The sequence below is a fragment of the Rathayibacter sp. AY2B5 genome, assembly GCF_002931645.1.
Taxonomy (GTDB): domain Bacteria; phylum Actinomycetota; class Actinomycetes; order Actinomycetales; family Microbacteriaceae; genus Rathayibacter.
Map to the genome: position 1 here is coordinate 71054 of NZ_PSUE01000001.1, position 24001 is coordinate 95054.

The following is a 24001-nucleotide window of genomic DNA, read 5'->3' on the forward strand; positions in this document are numbered from 1 at the left end:
TCGGCGTTCCTGCGGAGGCTCGGACCCCGCCTCGCCCGCCGTCAGGACTCGCCGCGCGCGAGGGCCGAGACGAAGCCGCCGGCGAAGGTGTCGCCGAGGCCGATCGTCGTCGGCCGGTCCGTCTCGAGGACGAGCCCGGGGACGTAGCAGGCCTCGAGCGTCGACTCCACCGCTGCGCACACCGCTTGTGAGCCGGGCTGGGGAGGGAGTCCGCCGACGCGGTCGTAGTCGGCGGCGGTGAAGCCGTCCCCGAGGAGGTCGCGGAGCTCGGTCGCGCGGATTATCTCGTCACCGACGCCCCGCCGCCCCCGGAGCTCGAGGAGGCCCTGCGCGACAGGGGAGCGGAGATCGTGCTCCCGGCCGGTGCGGCCGCCCGGGAGCGCTGACCCGCTCCTCACAGCACGTTGATCGCGGTGGCACGCCAGCGGGCGTCCGTGCCCTCGAGCCGGATCGCGACGGCCCGGCTCCGTGCGCGGTGATGCACCAGGACCACTCCCTCGACGACGCCGTCCCGCGGCTCCGTGACGATCACCCGTCCGACCGTGAACGGGACGCGCTGCGCCGTCCGCTTCCGCAGGCTGCGGGCGCGGGCCGCGAGCACGACCCGCTTCTGCAGGTGGTGGTAGACCTCGTCGCTCAGCCACCGCGCGATCTGGTCGATCTCGCGCGAGCCCTCCAGGATCTCGATCACGAGGTGCGTGAGCCGGGCGAGCAGGGGCTCCGGGTCGGGCAGCTCCGCGCGGGTCGCAGGCTGCGGGGCGAAGAACTCCGCGAGGGTGAGCCGCTCCACGGCCGCCTCGGGGTCGAGGGGGAGGGTGCGGTAGTCGAAGGCGTGGAGGGGAAGGCTCATGCGGCGATCTCCTGGGGCAGGACGAGCTGTTCACGGGTCCGGGTCACCTCTCTGCTCGACGGGCGGGGCGCGCTGGGTCGGCACGCGAGGACGACCTCATCGAAGCAGTCGAGGGATGCTCATGGAGTGCAGAGGCGCAGACTGTGGATAATCGTCGGCCGTCCCGAGCTGTGGACAGCGAGCCCGGCGTGCACCGCCCGGCCGCGCCCTAGGCTTGTCGGGTGTCGACCCTCAGTGACCTCGTCCTCTCCCACGGCCGATCCGACGAAGCGGACGTCGAATGGCTGCACCTGCTCGTCGGAGACCTGCAGCTGCTCGCCGACCTGGCCTTCGCCGACATCGTGCTCTGGGTGCCCACGGCCGACGACAGCTTCGTCGCCGTCGCCCACGCGCGCCCCAGCAGCGCGGCGACGCTCTTTTACCGCGACTTCGTCGGGCAGAGGATCAAGTCGGAGTGGCGCGCCCAGGTCGTCGAGGCGTTCGAGACCGCGCGGATCGTCGACACCTCCGCCCCGGACTGGTTCGAGGAGACGCCCACCCGCGTGCGCGCGGTGCCCGTCCTGCGCCGCCTGGGGGCCTCCGACGGCGGCACGACGGACCGCCCCATCGCGGTCGTCACGCGCCACACCAACCTCAGCGAGACGCGCACGCCGAGCCGGCAGGAGCTGACGTTCAACGACTGCGCGAACGACCTCTTCTCGATGATCGCCTCGGGCGACTTCCCGGACCTGGGCGCGCCGACCGGTCCTCGTCGCGGGGCGCCGCGCGCGTCCGACGGACTGATCCGCCTGGACGTCGACGGCGTCACCACGTTCGCGAGCCCCAACGCCCTCTCGGCGTTCAACCGCATCGGCTTCGCCGACGAGCTCGAGGGGGAGTCGCTCGCCGAGGTCACCACGAAGCTGATCGCGGGGAAGGTCGTCATCGACGAGTCGCTCCCGCTGGTCGTGACCGGCCGGGCGCCGTGGCGCACCGACATCGAGGCCCGCGGAGTGACGGTGTCGCTGCGCGCGATCCCGATCCGCGACCGCGGCGAGCGGGTCGGCGCCGTCGTCCTGTGCCGCGACGTGACGGAGCTGCGCCACCAGGAGCGGGAGCTCATCACCAAGGACGCGACGATCCGCGAGATCCACCACCGCGTGAAGAACAACCTGCAGACCGTGGCCTCGCTGCTGCGGATCCAGGCCAGGCGCACCCACTCCGACCTCGCCCGGGAGGCGCTCACGCAGGCGATGCGCCGCGTCGCCGCCATCGCGGTCGTGCACGACACGCTCTCGGAGGGGCTGAACCAGAACGTCGACTTCGACGCGGTCTTCGACCGGGTGCTGCTGCTGATCGCCGAGGTCGCCTCGACCCACAACACCACGGTGCACCCGAAGCTGACGGGGAGCTTCGGCAACCTGCCCAGCGAGTACGCGACTCCGCTCGCCCTCGCCCTGACCGAGCTGGTCACCAACGCCGTCGAGCACGGCCTGGCCGGACGGGAGGGCGACGTGGAGATCGTCGCCTCGCGCAGCGATGACGAGCTCACGGTGAAGGTGCGCGACACGGGCGTCGGGCTGCCGGAGGGCAAGGTCGGATCGGGTCTGGGCACGCAGATCGTGCGCACGCTCATCCAGGGCGAGCTCGGCGGCACCATCGACTGGCACACGCTGGTCGGGCGCGGCACCGAGGTCACCATCGAGGTGCCGCTGCGGTGGCTGGAGCGCGCCCGCTCCTGAAGCCGGAGACGACGCGACCCCCGCTGCCGAGAGGCGACGGGGGTCGGGGTCGTTCGTGCCGCCGAGCGGCTCGTGCGCCTAGGAGGCGCGGCGTGCGCGGGCGGCGCGGCGCTTCAGGGCGCGACGCTCGTCCTCGCTGAGGCCGCCCCACACGCCCGAGTCCTGGCCGGTCTCGAGGGCGTACTGGAGGCAGACCTCGGTGACGGTGCAGCGTGCGCACACCGACTTCGCCTTCTCGATCTGGTCCACGGCCGGGCCGGTGTTGCCGACCGGGAAGAAAAGCTCGGGGTCTGCGGTGAGGCAAGCGGCCTTGTCGCGCCAGTCCATGCGGGTGCTCCTTGTGTGAAGGCGTGCGTGGAGGAACCACGCAGTGTTCGGGTGGGATGATCGATCCACGCCGACGATCCCGACCAGTACTCGACCTCCGCGCCCTCACCGGCGCACGCCACGAGGCCCCGTGCTGGAGCGCGGGGTGGATCGGGGTGGTGGACGGGAGAACGCTCGGTTCTTGCCGGTGCACTCGACGCGATGCGTGAGCACTGCGTCGGCCACCCGGCTCCAGTGCTGGTCATCCGGCTCGCCCCCGTGCCTGACGGCGCGGCGGGATCGGATGTTCACATCGGCGGAAACCCACGACCCTGTGAGCGGTGAAACGAACTGGACTAGCCTGTCACGGGGATGAGCCCGAATCAAGAGTCCTGGATGGGATGTGCCTGTGACCGCTGACGCGAACGGGTCCCGCGGACCCCGCCCGACCGCCTCCCGGCCGCTCGGTCTGGTGGTGCTGATCGCGGTCCTGGCCCTCGAGACGCTCGCCGTCGCCGGGGTCGCGGCGTGGCTCGTGCTCGAGCTGCTGACGACCCGGGCCGACACGGTCGGCGGAGGGATCGCCATCGTCGTCCTCGCGCTGATCGCCGTGTGCTGGGCCGCCGCGACGACGCTCGGCGCCGTGCGACGGCGCGGCTGGATGCGCGCGTCGGCGCTGACGATCCAGCTGGTGATGATGGCCGTGGCGCTCGGCGCCTTCCAGGGCCAGTACGCCGTGCCCGACATCGGCTGGGCGCTGCTGGCGCCGGCCGTGGTGGCCGTCGTCGCGCTGTTCCTCCCGAGCGTGGTCGCCGCCACTCGTCGCGATCCGGCCGTGTAGCCGGACGGCTGGCGCGCCGCCGCTCGCGGGTGCGACGCTGGAGGGACCCCCTCCTCGACACGGAAGCGACGCGCATGGACTCCACCCGACTCGGCTCCAGCGGCCTGCAGATCTCCTCGATCGTCCTCGGCTGCATGAGCTTCGGCGCTCCCGACCGCGGGGCCCACGGCTGGAGCATGGGCGAGGAGGAGTCGCGGACCTTCCTCCGGCGGGCGCTGGACCTGGGGATCACCACGTTCGACACGGCGGACGTCTACTCCGACGGCACGAGCGAGGAGTTCGTCGGCCGGGCGCTCGCGGACTTCGCGGTCCGCGAGGAGGTCGTGATCGCCACGAAGGTCCACGGGCGGATGCGCTCCGGCCCCAACGGGGGCGGCCTCTCGCGGCGGCACATCCTCAGCGCGATCGACGACAGCCTCCGGCGTCTCGGCACGGACTACGTCGACCTCTACCAGATCCACCGCTGGGACCCCGAGACGCCGATCGAGGAGACGATGGAGACGCTCCACGACGTCGTCCGCTCGGGCAGGGCGCGCTACATCGGCGCCTCGAGCATGTGGGCGTGGCAGTTCGCGAAGGCGCAGTACACCGCGGATCTGGGCGGCTGGACGCGGTTCGTCTCGATGCAGGACCAGTACAACCTGATCCAGCGCGAGGACGAGCGCGAGCTGCACCCCTTCTGCGTCGACCAGGGAGTCGGCGTGATCCCGTGGTCGCCGCTCGCCCGGGGCCGGCTCACCCGCGACTGGGACGAGACCACGGCGCGCACCGAGACCGACGTCTTCGGCGGCACCCTCTACCGCCAGCAGGAGGAGGCCGACCGGCGGACCGTCGCGACCGTCGCACGCATCGCCGAGCAGCGCGGCGTGCCCCGTGCGCAGGTGGCGCTCGCCTGGGTCCGGCAGCAGGAGGCGGTCACCGCTCCGATCGTCGGAGCCACGAAGCTCCACCACCTCGACGACGCGGTCGCGTCGCTGGACGTGGAGCTGACCGCCGACGAGCTGGAGGCGCTGGGCGCCGACTACGCACCGCGCGCCAACGAGGGGTTCTGATCCGGCCGATGCGCCACCGCTGATCCGCCCGAGCGGTCTCCGCTACGCTTCCTCTCGAAGATGACGGAAGCTCGGATCGGGAGGCGGCATGGCGAGGAGTGCCGGGGATCCGTTGGGGGCGCGCTACCGCCTGCTCGAGCGGATCGGCTCGGGTGCCGCGGGCGAGGTGTGGCGCGTCGCCGACGCGCAGGGGCCGGACCGCGCGGCGAAGCTCCTCCGCGGTGAGCACGTGCACGACGCGGGCCTGGTCGAGCGGTTCGTCCGTGAGAGGTCGGTGCTCACCCGTCTGCGGCACCCGCACGTCGTGGAGGTGCTCGACCTCGTCGTGGAGGGGGAGACGCTCGGGATCGTGATGGAGCTCGTCGGCGGCGGATCGCTGCGGGAGCTGCTGCGGGACGAGGGCACCCTCCCGGCGGTCGATGCGCTGCCCGTGGCGGCCTCGATCCTCGACGCTCTCGCCGCCGCGCATGCGATCGGCACGGTCCACCGGGACGTGAAGCCCGACAACGTCCTGCTCGCGGAGGGTGCGGACGATGCGGGCTCCGCCGTCCGCGTCTCCGACTTCGGCATCGCTCACGTGGTCGCCGAGGGGCCGCGCGCGACGACGGGTGTCATCGGGACGCCGGAGTACCTCTCGCCCGAGATGCTCGCCACCGGAGCGGCCGGCCCGCCGAGCGACGTCTACTCGACGGGGATCCTGCTCTACGAGCTGCTGTGCGGCCGGACCCCCTTCGCCGGTCCCGGCGCCGACGTCGCGGTCGCCTACCGGCACGTCGCGATGCTCCCGCCGCCGCTGGATCTGCCGCCGCGGCTCGCGTCGCTCCTGGACCGGATGCTCGCGAAGGATCCGGCGTCGCGGCCGACGGCTGCGGAGGCGGCGGGGATCCTGCGACGCCTCTCCCCGGCGCTGGCCGGGCTGCCGGCGCTGCCGCTCGCGGCGGGCGCGGCGGAGTTCGAGGAGGCCGAGCGTCCGGGCACGGTCCTCCGCGGGATGGCGGTGGAGATGTCGTCGGAGCCGGTGGAGGAGGGGCCCGCTCCCGAGCTCGGCCCGTCGTCGCAGGCGACCGTGCTCCGCCCGGTGCCGCGCCGCGAGCTGCGCCTGGTGGAACGGCCGTTCGAGGCTCCAGCTCGGCGGGGGCGCGGCGGACGTCTGCGGATGATCCTCGCCGCCCTCGGCGCCGGCGTCCTGCTCATCGGGGCGGTGCTCCTCGCCGTCCAGCCGCGCGGCGGCGGAGCACGGGCCTCGGCGCCGGATGCCGACCTGTCGGCCCGGCAGCAGGACCGGCCGCTGCCGACGGGCCTCGGAGTGACGCGATCGGCCACCTGGGACGCGGAGCGACGGGCCGTGGTCGTCGAGATCTCCTACTCCGCCCAGAGCGCGCCCCTCTCGGGGTCCTTCCTCGAGGTGCTGCCGGGCCCGGACGCCGCGGCGGCGTGCCCCGCGGCCAGCTGGTCCGGAGTGACGGCGGTGCGCAACCGGCCGAGCGTCACCGGAGTCGGGGTCGGCTGCGGTTGGAGCCTGACGGACCTGCACGTCCCGGCGCAGGGGATCGTCGACGTCACGGCGACCGTGCCGATCGCGGTGGCCGAGCAGAGCGCCCTGGACGGGTGGCTGGCGGCGGCAGCGTCTGCGACGGCACAGGCCGTGGCCGACCCTGCGGTCACCGGGACGGCGTATCCCGTGCAGCGGCTGCGGGATGTGCGGATCGAGACTCCCGCGCGGACGGTCGGCCGGACCCCGCTGCCGGTGACGCTGGTGCCGGTCTGGCCGAGCGGGGCCGACCCCGTGAACCCCCTGCTCGCGACGCCGTCGTCCGCGCCGGCGAGCAGCATGCTCGAGGCGATCGCGGGCGGAGTGGAGGGCGTTCGCTTCAGCGACGGCTGCAGCGGCGCGGTCGCCGTGTCGTCCGACGGGCTGACGGTGACCGCCCTCACGGTGACTCCGTCCTGCGAGCTGCGCGCCCGAGTGGGCGCGTTCTCGGACCTCTCGAGCAGTCCCTTCGCGATCACCACTCGCGAGTGAGTCGACCTCCCGCGCCAGTGTCGAGCCGTCGACGCCACGCGAGCCGTCTGTGCTGTCTTGCCTTCTACCATGACGAGACATCCTCATGAAACGTTGGTGGAGTGGGGAGCGGTCGGGACGGTCCCGTCCGCAGGGGTAGAAAGGTGTGATCCATGTCACGTGTTCTCTCGACCGACGAGGCGAAGTCCGCGATCCAGCAGATCCAGTCGATCGTCAACGGCGGCCTCGCCGATCAGATCAGCCGGCTCGACGCACAGGGGCGGACACTGTCCGATCCGAACGTCTGGGATGGTCCGCTGGCCTCGCAGTTCCGCTCGTCGACCTGGCCGGAGACGAAGTCGGCCCTCGAGAAGGCCAAGCAGGAGCTCGAGGAGCTGCGCAGCCAGCTGGCGACGATCTCGCAGAACATCTTCGCCGCCGGCGGAGGGAGCTGACCGGCCGTCTCGCCCCTGCGTGCTCCGGCGAGCGGGGGCGGGACGTGCTCGTCGTCTCCGCGCTCCTTCCTCCGCGCACCTCCATCGGTGCGTCTCGGAGTGATCGGAGCGCTCTCGAGGAGGACGCGCCGATCGACTTGGTGGCGGAGGCGCGATCACCCGCCCGAGGGCGCTGATCAGCCGCCGTCCGCCGGCGTCGGCGAGACCGACTGCACGAAGTGGATCTCGCCGTCGAGGCTGACGAAGCCCCGGCCCACCGTGGGCGGGACGGGGAAGCGCCGCGGGATCTGCGCGCCGAGGAGAGTGCCGTCGTTGTCGATGTCGGGCTGGAGCAGCAGCACGGAGCGGGAGGCCGCCGCCTTCTTCGTCCAGTTCCCGAAATGGCTGCGGAGCTCGCTCGACCGGCCGGCCAGCACGACGCAGAGTCCCGGGCGACCCGACGAGACCAGCCTCATCAGCGCCTGGTCGGTGTCGTCCCAGCGCTCGGCGTCGTCGAGGAGGAGCAGCACGGGGCCCTCCTCCGTCGACAGCGACGCGAGGAGGGTGCGGAGCTCCTCCGCGCCCACGGCGAGTCGGTCGAGGTCCGCGCCCCTCAGCGGGGAGCGTCGATCGCACACTCCCCAGACGGCGACCGAGCCGGCGGCCCGCGCCGCCTCGGCCAGGGCGAGCAGCACGGTCGACTTGCCCGATCGGGCGGGTCCGGCGATGACGACGTGCTCGCCCTCGAAGACCTGGAACGCCAGCGGGGCGAGGTCCGACTCGCTGAGGCCGATCGGGAGCAGCCACGGCTCGCGATCGAAGCGGGCCTCGATCCCGAGCGCGCTCACGGCGACCCTGTCGGGAAGCGTGCCGACCGTGCTCGTCCTGCCGCGCGCATCCGGCCAGGCGGCCGCGAGCTCGGCGATCGCGTCGTCGAGACCGGCCCTCGGAGTCGCGACCTGCGTCTGCAGGAGCGACGAGGTGAGAACGCAGCGCCCCGGCACCGCTGCCGGCGCCTGCACCGGCTTCACCCCGGCGGCGGCGTAGTCCTGCGGGTCGGCGAGGCGGAACAGCCACTTCTGCGTCGTGACCTCCTCCATCACCGAGGGGATCGCCCTCGCCCGGGTGCTCGTCACCGCGAAGTGCAGGCCGAGCTCCGGTCCGTCGGCGTAGGCGCGGGTGAACGCCTCCATCAGAGCCAGGCCCTCCCAGTCCTGGAACTCGTCCTTCAGAGTCGCGAGTCCGTCGATGAGCACCAGCGCACGCCGGTGGCCCCCGGGCGATGCTCGGCGCCGGCGCACCTCGTCGCCCAGGTGACGGAGGAACCGGGTCTGCTTCTCGTGGGATCCGCCACCTGCTCCGGCGTAGGAGACGGTGTGCGGGAGTCGCGCGAGCGGGGCGGAGTCGCGGGAACCGGCATCGAGGACGTAGAGGTCGAGCTCGTCCGGAGGGAAGTGGCGGGCGGCCGTCAGTGCGATCGACGCGAGCACCGTGCTGGTGCCGCTGCCGGGGATGCCGATGAGGAGCAGGTTCCCCTCGCCCAGATCCCAGCCGGTCGGCGTCTGGCGCTGCCGGTCGGGGTCGTCCGAGAGTGCGACGTGCAGGACGTCGCCGACGACGCGACCGAGGTCGGACTCCTCCGCGCCGAACCCGCTGAGGGCCACGGTGTCCTCGAGCGGCTCCGGCCAGATCGGGCGGGGAGGGCCGAAGCCTGAAGCGGCGTCCGCCTCGACCACCGCGTCGATCAGGAGGTCGAGATCGGTCGGGGCCGTCTCGTCGGCGGCGACAGGGGAGGGGCCCTCGACGGGGACGCCCGTGGGTCCGACCGGGCGGACCTCGATCGCCTCGACGGCCGCCGCCTCCGCTCGACCGGTGACCAGCGCCGTCTGGACGGGCGAGATGTCGTTCTGGCCACGCTTCACATACGCCCGGCCGGTCTGGGAGCGGGAGATCCCGGCCGCGCTCGCGACTCCGATCACGTCGGCGGAGTCGTCCCGGCTCTGCACCCGGAGGGCGACGCGGAGGTTGGTGTTGGCGAGGATGTCGTCGTTCACCACTCCGGCCGGACGCTGGGTGGCGAGGATCATGTGCACGCCGAGCGTCCGGCCGACCGCGGCGACGCTCACGAGGGACGTCAGGACGTCGGGATGCTCCTTCGCGAGAACGGCGAACTCGTCGACGACGAGCAGGAGCCGCGGCATCGGCTCCGGCGGCGAGGTGGCCCAGTACGCGTCGAGGTCGTCGACACCCTCGCCGGCGGCGGCGAAGAGCCGCTGACGACGCCGCATCTCGGCCTCGAGCGAGCGCAGCGCGCGGTCGGCGAGCTGGGCGTCGAGGTTGCTGATGGTGCCGATCGTGTGCGGGAGCCGCTCGCAGGACGCGAACGCTGCACCCCCCTTGAAGTCGATGAGCACGAAGGTGAGGCGCGTCGGATCGTTCCAGGCCGCGAGGCCGGCCACGAAGGAGCGCAGGAACTCGCTCTTGCCCGAGCCCGTGGTGCCGCCGACCAGGCCGTGCGGGCCGTCGGCGACGAGATCGAGCACGAGCGGACCGTGCTCGGACGAGCCGACGGGCGCGCGCACGCCCCGGGCGCTCGACCACCACCCCCGGACGTCCGCGGCGGTCGGACGATCGGCGCCCAGGAGCGGCGGCAGCCGCACGAGCGCGGGGAGAGCCGCCCCCGCGGTGACGAGCTCCGGGTCCTCGAAGCGCGCCAGGTCGCGCGCACAGCGCTCGGCCGTGGAGGAGGCGAGACCGGCGAGCACCACGTCCTCGACGGTGATCCGCTCGTCGGGCCGGGAGAGGACCGCTGAGGCGTCAGCTCCGACCCGGACGACGACCGTGCAGGAGGCGGGGAGCTGCTCCTCCGACGCCGCGAGCACGAGGCCGGAGATCCGGATCGCCGTCTCGCGCTCGCCGCGGCCGAGTCCGAGGAGCTCGCGCGCCGGAGCGGCGCGTCCCTCGGTCAGCACGTCGGAGTCGAGCACCAGGAGCACGCGCGGCGAGTCCTCCTCGCGGAGGGCGCGGAGGAGCTCGGAGCTGCGGTCGCGCCGGTCGGAGAGTCGGCGTCCGCCCCCGGGCAGACGCGTGTGGGGGAGCCAGGAGGCCCAGCTCCAGTCGGAGTCGCGTCGCCGGTCGCAGAACACCCCGATCGCCAGGTCGGCCGGACCGCAGTGGACCGCCGCCTGGCAGAGCAGGCTCCTCGCCAGAGCGAGGCCGCCCTCGCGGTCGCCGACGATCCCGACGACGCCCGAGTCCGCGAGATCGATGGACACCGGCGCGCTCGGGACGACGCTCACCGCGAGGATCGCGCGCACCTCCTCCTCGAGCCGCGGCACTCCGCGCTGATCGAGCGGGGGAGACCACGGGACGTCGCCGACGCCGATGTGCAGGCGGAGCACATCGGCGGAGGTCGCGCGCCGCTGCCACAGCGACGTGGCGGGCAGCGCCGCCCGGCGGATCGTCGTCGCCGGGTCGGGCGCGTCCTCCTCGAGGCGGGCCCGTTCGACACGCGCGGAACGGGCGATGTCGTCGCGGAGCGTCTGCAGCGCCTCGCCGTAGCGCTGCTCCTCGGACCGGGTCGCTCGGGCGTGCCGGTGCCGCTGCTCGAACCACAGGCCCACTCCGGCCACGGGGCTGAGCGCGGCGAAGAGGGCGTAGCGCGCATCGCCCATGATGAGGACCATCGCGAAGGCGAGGACGAGCGGCGCGGCGACGGTGATCACGCTGAAGGTCGTGGCGGAGGCGATCTCGAGGCGGGCCGGCGGGACGACCGCCTCGCCGGCCGCCGGACGTCCCGGTCGCGGCGGCCGGTTGAAGGGCACGGTCGCCGTCGCGGTGACGTTGTCTGTGCTCCCCGGCTCGGGCGCGAGGAGCTCGGGAGGCGCGGGGCGCAGTCGGAGAGCCGCCCCACCGGCGATCACGACCGCGGCGTCGGAGACGAGGACCCCGTCCCCCGTCGCGGAGACGCCGTCGACCAGAGTGCCGTTGGTGCTGTCGGCGTCGCGCACCCGCAGGCCGTCGCCCTCGCGGGTCACCGAGAAGTGCTCCCAGGAGGCGCTCGCCGTGTCGAGGACGACGTCGGCGTGCGGGGAGCGGCCCACGATCAGCGCACGGCCCCGCGGGATCTCGACCACGGCTCCCGCGCCGAGACCGCCCGACAGCACGGCCGTCCACCCGCGGGCCGCGGCAGGTCGGGGCAGGGGGGAGCGGGCGATCCGCGTTCCCTCGAGCAGCAGCAGATCGGCCAGCCGGGTCTCCACAGGATGCAGGGCGGTGTCGACGGCGAGGGCCGTCCCGGGCGGGAGGCGGTGCCCGGTGGCGGTGGCGATCAGCTCGCCGAGTGTCACGGAGTCGCGGTGGCGGCCGAGGTCGATGTCGGAGCGGGTGCCGTCGAGGTCGAGGAGGAGTCGCACCGGGGGCTCACGGTCGGGGCTGTCCGGCGAACCAGAGCAGCGGCGGGTCGGCGGGCCGCAGGCCGAGACGCTGCGGCGAGGAGTGGAGGGGGAGTGCCGGGGCGTCCAGAGCGTGCGCGGCGCCGAAGTCGAGCGGCGGACCGGCGAGCCCGTCCGTCGGTCCGATCGTGGATCCCCGGAGTGCGGCGGCGACCGCCGAGGGTTCCCTGCTGCCTGCGACGGCCGCGGCTCGCACGAGCGCCACGACGGCGTCGTGGCTGGGGGCGTCCGCGACCGCGGCGAGATCGCGGAACGAACGGTCGCCGAGGAGGGTCGCCCGCGCGGCATCGTCGGCGGTCATCCGCACGGCCCCCAGGAACGCGGAGGCCGCGCGTCCGCGCTCGTCGCCGCGGAGGGCGACCGCGTCGCCGGAATCCGTGCCGATCGTCGTCAGATCTCCCGAGAGGGTGCCTCCGGCCGCGGCCAGGGCGGGAGCGAAGGCGGGGCTCAGCGCGTCGGGCGTGAGCAGGATCGGGACGGACGCCCCCGCCGCCTGCAGAGCGGCGACCGCCGTCGCCTGCGCCGCGGCGGGGCCGGACACGACGACGCGCTCGACCGCCGGCTCGCCCTCGAGGTGCGGGCGGGCGGCGGTGATGATCACGTCCGCGGTGGCGCCGGGATCGGCGGTCACCGTCGCGGCGGGCGAGAGACCGGTCGGGGTGCCTCCACCGGTGTCGACGAGGAGTACCCGGGCGCCTCCGCCGGCCTCGTCCACGAGTGCCGCGTCGGTCGAGGCGGTGTCGGGTCCGAGGGACCAGACGCCGTCGCCGGGCAGGGCGGGGTCGCCTCCGTACGGGAGGACGGCCGCTGTCCCCGCTGCCCGAGCGGCGTCCACGGCCGCAGCGGTGTGCATGCCGTAGGTCGCGAGGACGAGGCCGGACACGCCCTGGCCCGTCAGCTCCTCGACGGCGGCGCGGGCACCCTCGGGCGTCCCGTGGTCGTCGACGGCGACGAGACCGATCTCGCAGCCGCCCTTCGCTGACCGGTGCGCTGCGACGACGGCACCGTTCGCCGCGTCCTTCCACTCCGCGCCCTCGCCCGGAGCCGAGCTGAGCGAGACCACCACCCCGAGCGTCAGCTGCTCGGGCACCCGGGCGCACGAGAAGCCGACCGGGAGAGCGGCGACCTCCGTCATCGGGGCGGACTGCGGGGGCAGGAGGGAGACGAGGGCACCGCTGACGCCGAGGAGGGCGACGGCGCCGCCGATCAGCATCGGGCTCCGTCGGGCGGTGCGGGGGTGCTGCGCCGCGCGCCTGCCCAGGCGGGTCATCGCTCGTCCCCGATCCGGAAGGAGTAGACCGTCCGGGTCCGCGTGCCCTCGGGCAGGTCGAGGTGGAACGCGGGAAGCTCATCCCCGGCGCGGAGGGAGGCCCGCTCCTGGGCCTGCGCCAGCAGGATGCCCGAGACGTCCTCGGATCGCACCGCGGCGTAGCCCCGTGCGCTCTGCGAGGCGAGGGCGAGCTGCACGTCGGCGGTGCCGACCTTCGCGGCACTCGTGGTCATCGATCCGAGCAGGCCGGAGCCGCCGACCGTCCGGTCGCCGAGGTCCAGGAGCACCTTGTGCAGATCGGCGGCGAGGAGCGCGGCGGCCGCGTCGGTGTCGCGGGTCGAGGCGTCGATCGTCGTCGCGATGCCGGCCAGGGAGGCGCGCGTCCGCTCGGAGACGGCCCCGCCGATCCGGGCCTCCGCGGTGCGGAGAGCCCGGTGCCCGGCGTCCACCGTCGCTGCACCGTCGGAGCGGATGCCGGAGGAGGCCGTGCGCAGGCTCGAGACCGACCGGTCGAACATCGCGACGACCGCGTCGGCGTCGGCGCCGGAGCGCGTCGAGATCCGCCGCACCTGCTCGTCGAGGAGTGCGGTGACCGCGGAGGCGGCGGCCGTGTCCGTCTCGGCGAACGCCTTCTGGATCGCCGGTGCGAGAGCGTCCTGCTGGGCGCCGAGAGCGTCGATGCGGGTGCCGAGGGCGTCGCGCTGAGCGGTCAGCGCGTCGACGCCGGTGCGGAGGGAGGCGAGCAGGCCGGTGAGGCGTGCGTCGTCCGAGCCGGTCGTCGCGCCGGCCTCGGCCATGCCGCTGCGGACCGTGGCGAGCGCGGCGCGCAGGGCGGCGAGGTCGGCACTCGCGCCGGTGCTGCCGACGGTGGAGGCGACGGCGGTCCACGCGTGGACCTGGTCGCTCAGCCGGTCGGCCAGGGGGGCCGGATAGCCGTCGGGGGCGTCGAGGCGGCCCGCGCCGGAGCAGGGCGTCGCGGTCAGGTAGGCGCGGAGCTCCTCGACGGAGCCCCGGGTCACCTCCACGGGTGCGCGCGTCGGGCGCCCGGTCGGCGTGGGTGCGGCAGCAGGGGACTGTGTCGCCGGCGACAGCTCGCAGAGCCGATCGGCCAGCTCCTGGTTCTGCGCCGACAGCGACCCCGTGCTGGTCGGCGTGCCGAGCTCGTCCAGGGCGGTCGTGGCGGCGGCGCCGACCGAGGCGACCGTCGTCTCCAGGCCCGCGGTGTCCGCGTCGAGCTCGTCCAGCGTCGCCGACAGGGCGGCGAGCGCCCGGGTGACGGATCCCTCCGGGTCGGCCAGGGTGTCCACCGAGGCCGACGCGGCGTCCACCCTGCTCGCGAGTGCGGCGAACCCGGCCTGCACGCCGTCCATCAGCTCCGGCTGCAGGGAGTCGACGAGGTCCTGCCCGCGATCGAGCATCCCGAGCAGCACGGTGTCGACGGCGGCTGCGGAGGCGGCGAGGGAGCAGGTCATCGAGGGTGCCGTGCAGGTCTCGGCGGAGGGCTGTGCCGGCCCCGCGGCAGCACGGAGAGCCGCGACGACCTCGTCGCGGCAGGACTCGGCCGCGGTCCCGTACGCGTCGAGCTCGGCCGTGAGCCGTAGCAGCTCCGAGTGGATCGAGCCGGTGCGGCCGCCGTCGACGGCGAGTCCGCATCCGCTGCCCGAGACCGTCGGCGGCGGCACCGCGGCCGATGTGTCGCCCAGCAGGGCGTCCACCGCGTCGATCGCCTCGGACAGCTGCGCCAGCAGGCCGGACTCGGTGCCCGAGACCGTCGACGACAGCTGCGCCCGGAGCGCGCCGAGCTGCCCGGAGAGGCTCTGCATCGAGGCCGCCGTCGAGGCGGCGCCGGCCCGCAGCTCCTCGGCCGTGCGGACACCGAGAGTCTCGGAGGTCGCGTCGAGCGAGGCCCGCACCTCGGCGACGGTGGTGCCGGCCTGCGTCAGCAGGTCGTCCACCGCGGTGACGACCTCGATCGTGCGGCGCTCGAGGGCGAGCGGAGAGGCGTCGGAGGAGTCGAACGCGGCGCCCAGCGCCCCCTCGGTGGTCGGGTCGGTGCTCAGGCCGGGCTGGACCGCCAGGTCGAAGGCGGGGACGGCGAAGTCGGCGACGTCGGCGACGAGGGTCAGCGTCGCCGTCGCGCCACCGCCCGGGGGAGCGAGGAGAGCGGCCCACTGCACGACGGCGTCTCCGTGCTCGTCACGGCTGAGCACGCCGTTGGTGACGGCACCCGACTCGCTCTCGGTGACGACGCGACTCGGCGAGACGCCCGGCAGGACCGCGGAGGCTGCGATCGTCAGCGGAGCGCCGACGAGTGCACTGCGGCGGGCTGCACGACCGGCCGCGTCGAACGCGACCTCCTCGGGCCGGACCGTCAGGTTCTCCACCGCGAGCGAGATCTCGATCCGACCCGAGCGCCCGGCGAGGTCGGCCGGATCGGTGCCCGAGGCGTCGGCGGTGCGCCACGAGGGCCGGACACGGACCGGCAGGTCGGCGGCGACCTCGGGGGGATCGTAGACGGTGGTGGTCGCCGAGGTGTCGGACGGGTCGTCGCCGACGGCGAGGGCCGTCCCCTCGATCGCACGGACACCCCCGTCGGACGAGACGGCGACGGACACCGCCTGCAGCACCCTGGCGGCGGTGAGCGCCGGCTCCGGTGGCGTGCAGCCCGCCAGTACAGCGGCCACGACCGCGATCGCCGCTGCGGCCGTCGTCCTGCGAGCATTCGAGCGCACCCTGACCACCCCTCGTCCCGACGGGGCACCGGGCGGTGCCGCTCACGTCGACATGAGAGATGCTCGCAGATGAGCGGAACCCCGAGAGCCGGTGGCGCACGATGACCTGCACCGCGCGCCCCGGGGTCAGACGAGCTTCAGCTTCTTGCGGAGCGCCTGCACGTGCCCGGTCGCCCGGACGCCGTACTGCGCGAACTCGAGCGCTCCCTCGGCTCCGACGACGAACGTCGAGCGCAGCACGCCGACGACGGTCTTGCCGTAGAGGCTCTTCTCGCCCCACACCGCGTACGCGCGGTGCACGGTCATGTCGGGGTCGCTCAGCAGCGGGTACGCGATGCCCTGGGCGTCGGCCCAGCGGCGCAGCGCCTCCGGGGCGTCCCGCGAGATCCCGAGGACCTCGTAGCCGGAGTCGCGGAGGGACGCCGCGTTGTCGCGGAAGTCGCAGGCCTCCGTGGTGCAGCCGGGGGTGTCGGCCTCGGGGTAGAAGAACAGGATGACGCGCCGTCCGCGGTAGTCCGCGAGCGAGACGGGCTCGCCGTCCTGGTTCGGCAGCGTGAACTCCGGAGCGGAGTCGCCGGCGGCGAGGCGCGCCTCGGCGGGGAGGGGGGAGAGGTCGGTCATCGTCTGCTTCCGTCGGTCGTGGCGAAGGTGGTCAGGAGGCGCTGGAGCGAGTCGAGGCGCTCCGGTCCGCTGGCGCCCAGCAGTCCGCCCTCGACCGCCTCGATGATGGCGCAGTCGGGGGAGTCGGGCAGGTGCGTGCAGCCGCGCGGGCAGTCCCGGGCGATCACGGCGAGGGTCGTGAACGCGCCGAGGATGTTGTCGGTGTTCACGTGGCCGAGTCCGAACGAGCGGACGCCGGGGGTGTCGATGACCCAGCCGTGCCGGTCGCCGCGCTCCACGCGGAGCGAGACGGTGGAGGACGAGGTGTGCCGACCGCGGCCCGTCACGGTGTTCACGCGCCCGATGGCCCGGTGCGCGTCCGGGACGAGCTTGTTCACGAGGGTGGACTTGCCGACTCCGGAGTGCCCGACGACCACGGTCTCGTGGCCGAGGAGGGCGTCGGCGATCTCGTCGACCGGCGGCTCGTCCTGGCTCGAGAGGAACACGCGGAGGTCGAGCCCCTCGAAGTTGCGGAGGAACGGGGCCGGGTCGGCGAGGTCGGTCTTGGTGATGCAGAGCATCGGAGTGATCCCGGCGTCGAAGGCGGCGACCAGGTAGCGGTCGACCAGCCGGGTCCGGGGCTCGGGGTCGGCGGCGGCCACCACGCAGAGCATCTGGTCGGCGTTGGCGACGATCACGCGCTCGATCGCATCGGTGTCGTCGGCGCTGCGGCGGAGGAGGGTCGACCGCTCGCGGATGCGGACGATGCGGGCGAGCGTCCCCTCGTCGCCGCTCGAGTCCCCGACCACGTCGACGCGGTCGCCGGCCACGATCGCCTGGCGCCGCAGCTCGCGGGCCCGGGCCGCCGTGAACTCGTGCTCCTCGGGCGTCCCGTCGCCGATCATCACCGTGTAGCGACCCCGGTCGACGCCGAGCACCATCGCGATCTCGGCGTCCTCGTAGGCGGGCCTGTTCTTGGTCCGGGGCTTCGTGCCCTTCGGGTTCGGGCGCACCCGCGCGTCCGACTCGTCGTACCCGTCGAAGTCGTCGAGAGCACCGTCGGCGTCGAGGCCGCTGTCCGTCCACCACGACACGGGTCAGACCGATCCGGCGAGGGTCGTCCACAGCTCCGGGAACTGCGGGAGGGTCTTCGCTGTCGTCGCGACGTCCTCGATCACCACGCCGGGGACCACGAGGCCGATCAGAGCGCCGGCGTGGGCCATGCGGTGGTCGGAGTAGGTGCGCCAGCGGCCGCCGTGGAGCTCGGCGGGCTCGATGCGCAGACCGTCCTCGAGCTCCGTGACCCGGCCGCCGAGGCCGGTGATCTCGGCGGCGAGGGCGGCGAGGCGGTCCGTCTCGTGGTGGCGGATGTGGCCGATTCCGGTCAGAGTGCTGGGAGTGGAGGCCAGCGCGGCGAGGGCGGCGAGGGCGGGGGCGAGCTCGCCTCCCTCCGACAGGTCGAGGTCCACGCCCAGGATCTCGTCGCCGCCGGTGACCACGAGGTCCTCGCCGTCGCGCTCGACGCGGGCGCCGAACAGCGGCAGGATCCGCTCGAGGTGCGCCCCGACCTGCGTGGTGACGGCCGGCCAGTGGCGAAGCCGGACGCGGCCGCCCGTGACGAGGGCCGCAGCGAGGAACGGCGCGGCGTTCGAGAGGTCGGGCTCGATCAGCACGTCGGCGCCGGCGATGGGCTGCGGCGCGACGGTCCACTCGCCGTCGGCGGGCGTGCCGACCTCGACGCCCCGTGCCGCCAGCGCGGCGACGGTCATGTCGATGTGGGGCCGGGAGGGGACGGCGCTGCCCTCGTGGCGCAGGTGCAGTCCCTCCTCGAAGCGGGCGCCGGCCAGCAGGAGCGCCGAGACGAACTGGCTCGACCGCGAGGCGTCGACGACGACGTCGCCGCCCCGGACGGCCCCGGACCCGTGGACGGTGAAGGGGAGCGCGCCGCGGCCGTCGTCGGCGACGTCGACGCCGAGCGCGCGGAGGGAGGCGATCGTCGCCCCCATCGGCCGCTTCGCCGCGTACGCGTCGCCGTCGAAGGTGGTGGGGCCGAGCGCGAGGCCGGCCAGCGGCGGGACGAAGCGCATCACGGTGCCCGCGAGCCCGCAGTCGATCGTCGTCGAGCCGAGCAGCTCCTCCGCGGGCTCCACGAACAGGTCGGCGCCGAAGCCGCCGGTCGAGCCGGACTCCCGGATCGTGGTGCCGAGCGAGCGCAGCGCCTCGACCATCAGGGCGCTGTCGCGGGAGTGCAGCGGCGCCCGCAGCGTGGAGGGCCCGTCGGCCAGAGCAGCGAGCACCAGCTCCCGGTTGGTCAGCGACTTGGAGCCGGGCAGGCCGACCTCGGCGTCGAGAGCGCCGGCCGCGAGGGGTGCGGGCCAGGCGTCGTCGCCGGGGAGCGCACGGGCGTCGCCGTACGCATCGAACTCGGGGGCGGAATAACGCGAGAAGACCATCGGTTGTCAGGATAGTCGGCGCGCAGGGCGTCGTCAGGAGCGTGACGGAGGCGGAGCATGACGGCAGCACCCCCGGTCCTCCGGAGCAGCAGGCCCGTCGCCCGGAGGCGCCCTCGCGCCGCAACCCCGGTCGTCCGCCGCGCCGCCGCTCTAGAATCGCTCGTGATGACTCGCGACGACGAACCCCGCACCACCCCCGCCGACGAGGCTCCCGAGCCCGCCGACGCGGAGCAGACGATCGTGGAGACCGTCGAGGAGTCGCTGGACGACGCCCCGGTCGAGGCTCCCGTCGATCTCCGCTCCCTCTTCGAGCAGCAGGCGCTGCCCTTCATCGACCAGCTCTACGCGGCCGGTCTGCGGATGACGAAGAACCCCTCCGACGCGCAGGACCTCGTACAGGAGACGTTCGCGAAGGCGTTCGGCGCGTTCCGCCAGTTCGAGCAGGGCACCAACCTGAAGGCCTGGCTCTACCGCATCCTCACGAACACGTTCATCAACTCGTACCGCAAGAAGCAGCGCGAGCCCTACCAGAGCGCGATCGACGAGCTCGAGGACTGGCAGCTGGGCGGCGCCGAGTCGACCACGGCCACCTCCAGCCGCTCGGCCGAGGCGGAGGCGATCGACCATCTCCCCGACACCGCGGTGAAGGAGGCGCTCCAGGCGATCCCGGAGGACTTCCGGCTCGCCGTCTACTTCGCCGATGTCGAAGGCTTCTCCTACCAGGAGATCGCGGACATCATGAAGACCCCCGTCGGGACCGTCATGAGCCGGCTGCACCGCGGCCGGCGCATGCTGCGCGAACGACTCACCGACTACGCACGCGAGCGCGGATTCCGCGCCGCATTCACTTCCGGGAGCACGAAATGACCGACAGCGGCTGCACGAAGGCGAAGGCCGAGCTCGAGGAGTACCTCCACAACGAGCTGTGCAAGGAGGACGCCGCCGACATCCGCGAGCACATGGCGGGATGCGTCGACTGCGCCGACGAGGCGAAGGTGGGCGTGGTGCTGACGGTCGCCGTGCAGCGGGCGTGCAAGGAGACGGCGCCGGAGGACCTCCGCGCCCAGGTGCTCGGCATGCTCCGCGACGAGCACGCCGCGCACTCGCAGGCGCCCGCCCGCCTCTAGGCGCCGCACGACCCGGGGAGCCCCGGCCGTTCGAGACCTCCCGCGCACCGCGGGCCCTCGAGGGGCCGGGGCTCCGTCGTGTCCGGCGGCCTCCGGTCGCCGCAGCACCCGCACGTCGCGAGCGCTCCTGCCGGTCTCTGCGGGCCTGCGGTCAGGCACGGTCCGCCCGCAACGCGACGGGCCCGCCGGAACACGAGGTTCCGACGGGCCCGACCGCATCGTGCGGACCGCGGGTCAGCGGGTCAGCGCCCGCGACAGCAGGTCGGCCTGCTCGGAGGCGTGCCGCTTGGCCGAGCCGGCCGCGGGGGAGGCAGCGGACGGCCGCGAGACCACGCGCATGGACCGGCCCAGCTTCGGAGCGACCTCGAGGGCCATGAACGGCCAGGCGCCCTGGTTCTCGGGCTCGTCCTGCACCCAGACGAGCTCCGCGTCCGGGTAGCGCTCGGCGATGCCGCGCAGCTCCTCGATCGGCGCCGGGTAGTACTGCTCGACCCGCACCAGCGCGATGCCGTCGTCGGGCTTCTTCTCGAGCTCCGCCTTGAGGTCGTAGTGGACCTTGCCGGCGTGGAGCAGGACGCGCTTCACGGCGGAGGCGTCCTGGATCCGCGCGTCGTCGATCACCGGCTGGAAGCGGCCCGAGGTGAAGTCCTCGACCGGGCTCGAGGCTCCGCGCAGGCGCAGCATCGCCTTCGGGGTGAAGACGATCAGCGGTCGGCGGGGCCGGGAGTAGGCCTGGCGGCGCAGCAGGTGGAAGTAGGACGCCGGCGTCGACGGGCGCGCGACGGTCATGTTCCGCTCCGCGCACATCTGCAGGTAGCGCTCGATCCGGGCCGACGAGTGGTCGGGGCCCTGGCCCTCGTAGCCGTGCGGGAGCAGGAGCACGAGCGACGAGCGCTGGCCCCACTTCTGCTCAGCCGAGGAGATGAACTCGTCGATCACGATCTGGGCGCCGTTCGCGAAGTCGCCGAACTGCGCCTCCCACAGCACGAGCGAGTCGGGCCGCTCCACCGAGTAGCCGTACTCGAACGCCATCGCCGCGTACTCCGAGAGCAGCGAGTCGTAGATCCAGAGCCGGGCCTGCTGCTCGGACAGGTTCATCAGCGGCAGCCACTCCTGGCCGTTCTCGCGGTCGTGGAGGACAGCGTGGCGCTGGACGAAGGTCCCGCGGCGCGTGTCCTGGCCGACGAGGCGCACCGGGGTGTCCTCGAGCAGCAGCGAGCCGAGCGCGAGCAGCTCGCCGAAGGCCCAGTCGATGGAGCCGGAGCGGCTCATCTCCCGGCGCTTCGCCAGCAGCTGCTGGAGCTTGGGGTGCACGGTGAAGCCCTCGGGCGGCGTCGTGAACGCGTCGCCGATGCGGGTGACGACCTCGGTCTTCACGCCGGTCACCTCGGGCTCGCCCGGGTAGTCCTCGCCCTGCTGCGCGTCGGGCAGCTCGAGGTCGGCCACGGAGTCGCCGTCGGCGGTGATCACGGGGATCGCGCCGGTCTGCGCGGCGTGGGTCTCGGCGAACGCGCGCTCCAGGCGGTCCTGGAAGTCCTGGTGGGCGCGGTCGTACTCCTCCTCGGTGATGTCGCCGCGGCCGACGAGCGCCTCGGTGTACAGCTTGCGGACCGAGCGCTTGGCCTCGATCAGGCTGTACATCAGCGGCTGGGTCATCGAGGGGTCGTCGCCCTCGTTGTGCCCGCGCCGGCGGTAGCAGATCAGGTCGATGACCACGTCGCGGTGGAACCGCTGGCGGTACTCGAACGCGAGCTGCCCGACATGGACGACCGCCTCGGGGTCGTCGCCGTTCACGTGGAAGATCGGCGCCTGGATCGTCTTCGCGCCGTCGGTCGAGTAGATCGAGGTGCGGGCCTCGTGAGGGGGAGTCGTGAACCCGACCTGGTTGTTGATGTTGATGTGGATCGTGCCGCCGGTGCGGTACGCGCGCAGCTGCGACATCTGCAGGGTCTCGACCACCACGCCCTGGCCCGCCATCGCGGCGTCGCCGTGCACGAGGATCGGCAGCGTGGTGAAGGTGCCGATGGGCTTGCGGTCCTGCTTGGCGCGGACGATGCCCTCGAGCACGCCGTTCACGGCCTCGAGGTGCGAGGGGTTCGCCGCCAGGTAGACCGGGATCTCCTCGCCCGCCGCGCCGCGGAAGGTGCCCTCGGTGCCGAGGTGGTACTTCACGTCTCCGGAGCCCTGGACCGTGCGCGGGTCCTGGGTGCCCTCGAACTCGCGGAAGATCTGGCCGTAGGTCTTGCCGGCGATGTTGGTCAGCACGTTCAGGCGGCCGCGGTGGGCCATGCCGATCGCGACCTCGTCGAGGTGCTCGTCGGCCGCGCCCTGCAGGACGGCGTCGAGCAGCGCGATGAGCGATTCCCCGCCCTCGAGCGAGAAGCGCTTCTGGCCCACGTACTTGGTCTGCAGGAAGGTCTCGAAGGCCTCGGCCTCGTTGAGCTTGCCCAGGATGCGCAGCTGCTCGTCGTGGCCCGGCTTCTCGTAGCCGCGCTCGAGCTTCTGCTGCATCCAGGCGCGCTGCTCCGGGTCCTGGATGTGCATGTACTCGACGCCGACGGTGCGGCAGTACGAGTCGCGGAGGATCCCGAGGATGTCGCGCAGCTTGAGCTGGCGCTTGCCGCCGAAGCCGTCCGTGACGAACTCGCGGTCGAGGTCCCAGAAGGTGAGGCCGTGGCTCTCGATGGCGAGGTCGGGGTGCGAGCGCTGCACGTACTCCAGCGGGTCGACGTCGGCCATCAGGTGCCCGCGGACGCGGAACGAGTTGATGAGCTCCTGCACGCGGGCGGTCTTGGAGACGCGCTCGGCGAGGTCGACGGCGATGTCCGTGGACCAGTGGATCGGGTCGTAGGGGATGCGCAGCGCGGCGAAGATGTCCTCGTAGAACCCGCGGCCGCCGAGCAGGAGCTCGTGCACGATCTTGAGGAACTCGCCCGAGCCGGCACCCTGGATGACGCGGTGGTCGTAGGTCGAGGTCAGGGTGATGGTCTTGCCGATGCCCAGCTCGACCAGCGTCTTCTCGGACGCGCCCTGGAACTCCGCCGGGTACTCGAGGGCGCCGGCGCCGATGATGCAGCCCTGGCCCTTCATCAGGCGGGGGACGGAGTGGACCGTGCCGATGCCGCCGGGGTTCGTCAGCGAGAGCGTGGTGCCCGCGAAGTCGCCGGCGACGAGCTTGTTGCCGCGCGCGCGCTTGACCAGGTCCTCGTAGGCCGAGAGGTAGGCCGTGAAGCTGAGCGTGTCGGCGCGCTTGATGCTCGGCACGAGCAGGGCGCGCGTGCCGTCGGGCTTCGGCATGTCGATCGCGATGCCGAGGTTGACGTGCGCCGGGGCGACGACCGCGGGCTTGCCGTCGACCTCGTCGTAGAACACGTTCTGGCTCGGGAAGTCCTTGAGCGCGCGGATGAGCGCCCAGCCGATCAGGTGCGTGAACGAGACCTTGCCGCCGCGGGTGCGGCGCAGGTGGTTGTTGATGACGATGCGGTTGTCGATCATCAGCTTCGCCGGGATCGTGCGGACGCTCGTCGCGGTGGGGATGCTGAGGCTGGCGTCCATGTTGGTCGCGAGGCTCTTCGCCATGCCGCGGAGCGGGGTGACGACGTCCTCGTCCGGCGTCGAGTCCTCGGCGGAGGGCTTGCTCACCGGAGCGTCCGCCGGGATCGGCTGCGCCTTCGGCTGCTTCGACGTGGTGCGGGAGGCGGGGGTCGACTCGGAGGAGGAGGCCGCGGCGGGATGGGTCACGGCGCCTCCGCCGCTCGACGAGACGCGCTCGGCGGCAGCGGCGGGCTTCGAGGCGGCGGGCGCGGGGGCCGCGGCGGGAGCCGGAGCCGGAGCGTCCTTGCCGGAGTTCGCGAGCTGGGCGCCGTAGCGCTCCAGGATGGGCCACCAGGACTCGTCCACCGAGGCGCGGTCGGCGCTGTACTGCTCGTACAGCTCCTCCACGAGCCACTCGTTGGCTCCGAAGTCCTCCGCGCCCTGCTCTGTTCCTGCTCCGGTCAACTGGCTCGACACAGCCGATCGCCCACTCTCTCCGTTGATTCGTCCTCGATCATCCGGACGGGCCCGTCGCATCCCTCGGCGCCTGCCACCGCGGCGGAGGAGGTCGTCCTCGCACCAGCGGGAACCGGTGCCGTCGCCTGGTCCCGTCCCGGTCGCCAAG

17 protein-coding genes are annotated in these 24001 nt (G+C 73.4%); 7 read left to right on the forward strand and 10 right to left on the reverse strand.

Annotation, left to right across the window (positions count from 1 at the left end; genetic code table 11):
• Positions 1-41: 41 nt before the first annotated feature.
• Both C5C30_RS00305 and C5C30_RS00310 read right to left on the reverse strand, forming a co-directional pair.
• A complete protein-coding gene (locus C5C30_RS00305) occupies positions 42-398 on the reverse strand; it encodes a hypothetical protein (protein ID WP_104332967.1) in 357 nt (118 codons plus the stop codon).
• Positions 395-850 carry an Rv3235 family protein gene (locus C5C30_RS00310; protein WP_219812326.1) on the reverse strand — a complete coding sequence of 152 codons (456 nt, stop codon included), beginning with the start codon at positions 848-850 and terminating at the stop codon, positions 395-397. Before C5C30_RS00310 ends, C5C30_RS00305 begins: the two co-directional genes overlap by 4 nt.
• A gap of 221 nt (positions 851-1071) precedes the next feature.
• Between C5C30_RS00310 and C5C30_RS00315 the strand changes: the two genes are divergently transcribed.
• Positions 1072-2571, forward strand: coding sequence for a sensor histidine kinase (locus tag C5C30_RS00315; RefSeq protein WP_104224128.1), 1500 nt, complete (start codon positions 1072-1074; stop codon positions 2569-2571).
• Between the two features lie 78 nt (positions 2572-2649).
• On the opposite strand, the gene C5C30_RS00320 is transcribed toward C5C30_RS00315, so the two are convergent.
• Positions 2650-2898, reverse strand: coding sequence for a WhiB family transcriptional regulator (locus tag C5C30_RS00320; RefSeq protein WP_055788231.1), 249 nt, complete (start codon positions 2896-2898; stop codon positions 2650-2652).
• Positions 2899-3286: 388 nt separating this feature from the next.
• Between C5C30_RS00320 and C5C30_RS00325 the strand changes: the two genes are divergently transcribed.
• The 4 genes from C5C30_RS00325 (at position 3287) to C5C30_RS00340 (ending at position 7227) form a co-directional block, all read left to right on the forward strand.
• Positions 3287-3718 carry a hypothetical protein gene (locus C5C30_RS00325; RefSeq protein WP_104255262.1) on the forward strand — a complete coding sequence of 144 codons (432 nt, stop codon included), beginning with the start codon at positions 3287-3289 and terminating at the stop codon, positions 3716-3718.
• A 74-nt stretch (positions 3719-3792) separates the two neighbouring features.
• Complete coding sequence (locus tag C5C30_RS00330; RefSeq protein ID WP_104283369.1) at positions 3793-4770, forward strand: aldo/keto reductase; 978 nt, start codon at positions 3793-3795, stop codon at positions 4768-4770.
• A gap of 88 nt (positions 4771-4858) precedes the next feature.
• Positions 4859-6793 (forward strand): serine/threonine-protein kinase, encoded by a 1935-nt coding sequence (locus C5C30_RS00335; RefSeq protein ID WP_104332968.1) that lies wholly within the window; start codon positions 4859-4861, stop codon positions 6791-6793.
• Positions 6794-6945: 152 nt separating this feature from the next.
• Entirely contained in the window at positions 6946-7227 is a 282-nt protein-coding gene (locus tag C5C30_RS00340; RefSeq protein ID WP_104224124.1) for a pyrophosphorylase, read from the forward strand.
• 176 nt (positions 7228-7403) lie between these two features.
• On the opposite strand, the gene C5C30_RS00345 is transcribed toward C5C30_RS00340, so the two are convergent.
• From C5C30_RS00345 to aroA, 6 genes are all read right to left on the reverse strand, one after another.
• Positions 7404-11621, reverse strand: coding sequence for an FtsK/SpoIIIE domain-containing protein (locus C5C30_RS00345; RefSeq protein WP_104332969.1), 4218 nt, complete (start codon positions 11619-11621; stop codon positions 7404-7406).
• A gap of 7 nt (positions 11622-11628) precedes the next feature.
• A complete protein-coding gene (locus C5C30_RS00350; protein WP_146081456.1) occupies positions 11629-12930 on the reverse strand; it encodes a hypothetical protein in 1302 nt (433 codons plus the stop codon).
• Positions 12927-15662, reverse strand: coding sequence for a hypothetical protein (locus C5C30_RS00355; protein WP_146081457.1), 2736 nt, complete (start codon positions 15660-15662; stop codon positions 12927-12929). The genes C5C30_RS00350 and C5C30_RS00355 overlap by 4 nt, the downstream gene beginning before the upstream one ends.
• 126 nt (positions 15663-15788) lie before the next feature.
• The gene (gene bcp, locus C5C30_RS00360) at positions 15789-16283 is read right to left on the reverse strand and encodes a thioredoxin-dependent thiol peroxidase (protein WP_104232788.1); all 495 of its coding nucleotides are present in this window, start codon (positions 16281-16283) and stop codon (positions 15789-15791) included.
• The gene (gene rsgA / locus C5C30_RS00365; protein WP_104224119.1) at positions 16280-17356 is read right to left on the reverse strand and encodes a ribosome small subunit-dependent GTPase A; all 1077 of its coding nucleotides are present in this window, start codon (positions 17354-17356) and stop codon (positions 16280-16282) included. Before rsgA ends, bcp begins: the two co-directional genes overlap by 4 nt.
• 3 nt (positions 17357-17359) lie before the next feature.
• Positions 17360-18715 carry a 3-phosphoshikimate 1-carboxyvinyltransferase gene (aroA, locus tag C5C30_RS00370; protein WP_104332972.1) on the reverse strand — a complete coding sequence of 452 codons (1356 nt, stop codon included), beginning with the start codon at positions 18713-18715 and terminating at the stop codon, positions 17360-17362.
• Positions 18716-18880: 165 nt separating this feature from the next.
• On the opposite strand from aroA, the gene C5C30_RS00375 reads away from it, so the two are divergent.
• Both C5C30_RS00375 and C5C30_RS00380 read left to right on the forward strand, forming a co-directional pair.
• On the forward strand, positions 18881-19582 hold the full coding sequence (locus tag C5C30_RS00375; RefSeq protein WP_104224117.1) for a sigma-70 family RNA polymerase sigma factor: 702 nt from the start codon (positions 18881-18883) through the stop codon (positions 19580-19582).
• Positions 19579-19842 carry a zf-HC2 domain-containing protein gene (locus C5C30_RS00380; protein ID WP_104224116.1) on the forward strand — a complete coding sequence of 88 codons (264 nt, stop codon included), beginning with the start codon at positions 19579-19581 and terminating at the stop codon, positions 19840-19842. Before C5C30_RS00375 ends, C5C30_RS00380 begins: the two co-directional genes overlap by 4 nt.
• Before the next feature lie 234 nt (positions 19843-20076).
• Here C5C30_RS00380 and C5C30_RS00385 read toward each other — a convergent pair whose 3' ends face one another.
• Positions 20077-23853, reverse strand: a complete 3777-nt coding sequence (locus C5C30_RS00385; protein WP_181027091.1) for a multifunctional oxoglutarate decarboxylase/oxoglutarate dehydrogenase thiamine pyrophosphate-binding subunit/dihydrolipoyllysine-residue succinyltransferase subunit — start codon at positions 23851-23853, stop codon at positions 20077-20079.
• Between the last annotated feature and the right edge of the window lie 148 nt (positions 23854-24001).